This window comes from Nocardia araoensis NBRC 100135 (assembly GCF_000308435.1).
In the GTDB taxonomy this organism is placed as follows: Bacteria; Actinomycetota; Actinomycetes; order Mycobacteriales; family Mycobacteriaceae; genus Nocardia; species Nocardia araoensis.
Map to the genome: position 1 here is coordinate 1 of NZ_BAFR01000171.1, position 915 is coordinate 915.

Below are 915 nucleotides of genomic sequence, written 5' to 3' on the forward strand. Positions count from 1 at the left end.
CTTAGACCACGTCTCATGTGGCGCATTTCGTCAGCTTCTTGAAGCAGGTCAGCGCCGCGGCGAGGGTGAGGAACGCGAGGAAGTGTGTGGCTTTGCGGTCGTAGCGGATGTTGAGCCGGTGGTAGCCGGTGAGCCAGGAGATGGTGCGTTCGATGACCCAGCGGTGGCGGCCGAGGCGCTGCGAGGATTCGATGCCTTTGCGCGCGATGCGGACGGCGATACCCCGATCACGCACCCATTGCCGCAGCTCGGCGGTATCGTACGCCTTGTCGGCATGCAGTTTGGCCGGTTTGCGCCAACGCGGACCGCGCCGCGACCGAACCGCGGGTACCACTTTGACCAGCGGCCGCAATGCCTCGGCATCGTTGGTGTTGGCCGCCGAAACCGCGACCGACAGTGGCATTCCCAAGCGATCGGACAGTACGTGGATCTTCGAGCCGGACTTGCCGCGGTCAACCGGGCTCGGGCCGGTCAGAGATCCCCCCTTTTCGCCCGGACGCTTGCTGCGTCGATCACCGCACGCGACCAGTCGATCAAGCCCTCGCTGCCGAGCTCATCGAGTATCGCGCGATGTAGCCGCCGCCAGAGGCCCGCTTCGGTCCACGCCGTGAACCGGCGGTGCGCCGTCGGTACCGTCACCCCGAACGACGGCGGCAGCATCCGCCACGCACACCCACTGGTCAGCACGAATACCACTGCCGTGAACACCGCCCGCTCGTCGGCCGGAGCAGTACCCCCACCCTGCGGTCGTGGCTCGAACTTCGGCAGCAACGGCTCCACCATCGCCCAAAGCTCGTCCGGAACGAGACGCTTCGACAACTTGTCCGACACGGCCGAACATCATGCACCACAACCGATCACAGTCCATCGCGACCCACCGACAACCAGTCACAGCGACGTGAGACACGGTCTTAG

Annotated in this window: 1 protein-coding gene; it reads right to left on the reverse strand. The window is 65.4% G+C overall.

Annotation, left to right across the window (positions count from 1 at the left end; all coding sequences use genetic code 11):
- Positions 1-13: 13 nt before the first annotated feature.
- Positions 14-783 (reverse strand): IS5 family transposase gene (locus ON21_RS37335; protein ID WP_373281150.1). Its coding sequence is split into 2 segments (ribosomal slippage): positions 14-481 and positions 484-783, totalling 768 coding nucleotides; the frame shifts between segments, so codons are not numbered across the junction.
- Positions 784-915 lie beyond the last annotated feature (132 nt).